The sequence below is a fragment of the Polaromonas sp. P1_G4 genome (assembly GCF_056405475.1).
This window is the reverse complement of record NZ_JBFUCA010000518.1, coordinates 1-2,866: the sequence shown is the minus strand read 5'-3', so window position 1 is coordinate 2,866 and position 2,866 is coordinate 1. Positions and strand designations below refer to the sequence as shown.

Below are 2,866 nucleotides of genomic sequence, written 5' to 3'. Positions count from 1 at the left end.
GAGCCAGATCACCAGGCCCACCGCCACGTAGGGCCCTATGGCCATCACCTTCGCCCGATTAAAGGCCAGCAAGAGCAACCCACCGATCCCGGCGACCAACAACGCCATCACCGACAAACCCTCGGTGTAGAAAAACGCAATGATCAGGATGGCGCCCAGGTCATCAATGATGGCGACAGCAGTCAAAAACACCTTGAGCGATGCCGGCACGCGGCTACCCAGCAACACCAGGATGCCCAGCGCAAAGGCAATGTCGGTGGCGGCCGGAATCGCCCAGCCGCGCATCGCGACCGGGTCGCCGGCATTGATCGCCATGTAGATGAGCGCCGGCGCCACCATGCCGCCCAACGCGGCGCCCGCCGGCAACAGCGCCTGCGCACGCGAGGCCAGCTCGCCCTCAATCAGCTCGCGCTTGATCTCCAGGCCCACCAGAAAGAAAAACACCGCCATCCACAGGTCATTGACCCAATGCAATAACGACTTGGAGAGCACCAGCAGATCACCGCCCACCCGCAGCTCACCTGGCAGTTGCACAAACCGGTTGTAAGCCTCACCCCATGGCGAGTTGCTCAACACCAGCGCGGCCACAGCGGCCAGCGCCAGCACCACGCCCGAAAGCGATTGCGAATTGATGAACTGGTTGAGGGTGCGGTGGACAAACTTGAGCATGCCCTATTGTCCCAGACCCGCAGGACGGCGGCCCATTGCGCTGCAGGCTCCGGGCCGCAATGCTGCTCTCTATTGCGCGGACTGCGGAAGAGGACCGAAGCTGGCAGCCTTGCCGGAGGCGGCCGCCGGCAGCACGGCCTTTTCCATCTCGGCACGCCGCATCGGGCGCAGCACATACCAGGCCATCAGCGCCGCGATCGCGTTCATGACGCTACCGACAATGAACACTGCGTGCCAGTTGCCGGTCATTGCCGTGAGCACGCTGGACAGTGGAACCAGCAGCGACGCCGTCCCCTTGGCCGTGTAAAGCAGGCCGGCATTGGATGCAGCGTACTTGGAGCCAAAGGTATCGGCGCAGGTTGAAGGAAAGAGGCTGTAGATTTCGCCCCAGGCGAAGAACACCATACCCGTCAAGACCACGAAGGCGACCGGATTGTGGCCAAACTGGTAGAGAGCCAGGATGCCCACCGACTCGATGCCAAAGGCGATCAGCATCGTTTTTTCACGGCCGATCTGGTCCGACACCCAACCAAAGAACGGACGGGTGAGCCCGTTGAGCACGCGGTCAATGGCCAGGGCAAATGTGAGCGCCGGCAGCGCCAGGCCCATGATGCTGACGGGCACGTCGCCGACGTTGAAATCCTTGGCGATAGGTCCGAGCTGGGCCGTAGCCATCAGCCCGCCGGCCGCCACCATCACGAACATGACGTACATCACCCAGAACACGGGTGAACGCAGGACTTCGGACGGCGTGTAGTCGCGCCGGCTCTGTTGCACATTGATCGTGGAGATCGAGCCGCTTTTGGCCAGATTCGCCGGTGCCCGCGTCAGCAGGAACGACACGACAAATACGATCACACCCTGAATGATCCCGAAATACAGGAAGGCAGACTGGTAGCCGCTGCCCTTGATCATGGCCGAGATCGGAAGAATGGTGAGCGCGGAGCCCGCACCGAAGCCCGCGGCTGTCAGGCCCGCAGCCAGGCCGCGGCGATCCGGAAACCACTTCAAGGCATTGCCGACACAGGTACCGTACACCGCACCCGCGCCAATGCCGCTGATCGCAGCAGCGATGTAGAGCAGCATCAGCGAATCGGCAAAAGAATTGATCACCCAACCGACGCCGCAAAGAATGCCGCCGACCATGACCACCGGACGTGGCCCGAAACGGTCGACCAGGTAGCCTTCAATCGGCACGAGCCAGGTTTCGGTCAACACAAAAATCGTGAAGGCCACCTGAATGGCGGCCTTGCTCCAGCCGTACTTGTCGGCAATCGGATTCACAAAAAGGGTCCAGCCATATTGCAGGTTGGCAATCATCGCCATGCAGACGATGCCCAAGAGAAGCTGTATCCAGCGATGGGCGCTGGATGGTGCGGGGGTTGCCGTAGGGGCGTATGTCATTGATGTCTCCTGTCTCTTTTATGCCGTGGAAATTGCGATTGCAATCGTTGATGCTGTTGTTGTGAGCGGATTGTGAGAGCGGACATTTATGAGCCCATTGACCGCGATCAAGTTTGAAAAAAACTTTACACATCGCTCAAAAAAACGAAAGCGGATTGAAAGAATCGCGCCATGCCAAACCCCGGCCACTGCGATGGATTTGATTTACAGAATGGGGAGTGCGCTTGTTAGCGGCGCTGAGCCTGAGCGCGCAATGCGGGATCAGCAAGTGCCCGGCATTGCACCGGCGGCACTGAAAAGAAAACAAGAGAAAAGAGCAACCGCGTGGTGCGGTCTACTGCCGGCGGCGCAAACCGCCCGGCAAAAATTAGCGCGCTCGCAGCGCGCTGATAAAAATATGCAGAGGCGTAGCAGCAACCAGCTCACGCAATACAAGGCGTACGCGTGCACTGGCGGCGGGCTGGGCAATCTTCAAATACAAGGCGAAGGCGGTCATGAATTTCCTTTGTGGCGTGAGGCATCTACGGACACAATCATAGGGTAAACCCTTAATCCCTTCAACCCACCAGCTAACCCCCCCCGAACCGGGTGTGGCCAGCGTCAGCCCACCATGTTTTCAGGCCGCACCCAGGCATCAAACTGCTCGCCCGTGACATGGCCGGAGGCCAGTGCCGCATCGCGCAGGCTGCTGCCTTCCTTGTGCGCCTTTTTGGCGATGAAGGCGGCCTTGTCATAGCCGATGTGCGTGTTCAGCGCCGTCACCAGCATCAGCGAGCGGTCAACCAGCTCGGCG

The 2,866-nt window shown here is 60.2% G+C and carries 3 protein-coding genes and 1 pseudogene; 1 reads left to right on the top strand and 3 read right to left on the bottom strand.

The genetic code is table 11. The features are described 5' to 3' along the window. Together nhaA and oxlT are read right to left on the bottom strand one after the other, a co-directional pair. Window positions 1–669, bottom strand: a 669-nt coding sequence (gene nhaA, locus AC1D1X_RS19800; RefSeq protein WP_477698963.1) for a Na+/H+ antiporter NhaA, incomplete at its 3' end; no start/stop codon positions are given. Window positions 670–738: 69 nt separating this feature from the next. Next, window positions 739–2,073 carry an oxalate/formate MFS antiporter gene (gene oxlT / locus AC1D1X_RS19795; protein WP_477669050.1) on the bottom strand — a complete coding sequence of 445 codons (1,335 nt, stop codon included), beginning with the start codon at window positions 2,071–2,073 and terminating at the stop codon, window positions 739–741. Between the two features lie 88 nt (window positions 2,074–2,161). Here oxlT and AC1D1X_RS19790 point away from each other — a divergent pair, with 88 nt between their 5' ends. After that, window positions 2,162–2,617, top strand: a complete 456-nt coding sequence (locus AC1D1X_RS19790) for a hypothetical protein (protein ID WP_477669049.1) — start codon at window positions 2,162–2,164, stop codon at window positions 2,615–2,617. A 56-nt stretch (window positions 2,618–2,673) separates the two neighbouring features. Here the strand turns inward: AC1D1X_RS19790 and AC1D1X_RS19785 are convergent. Next, a pseudogene (locus AC1D1X_RS19785) lies at window positions 2,674–2,866 on the bottom strand (class II fumarate hydratase); the annotation flags it as partial.

Coding starts and splice junctions, on each gene's coding strand:
- oxlT (WP_477669050.1), bottom strand. CDS start 2,073: ATGACATACGCCCCTACGGCAACCCCCGCACCATCCAGCGCCCATCGC.
- AC1D1X_RS19790 (WP_477669049.1), top strand. CDS start 2,162: ATGAGCCCATTGACCGCGATCAAGTTTGAAAAAAACTTTACACATCGC.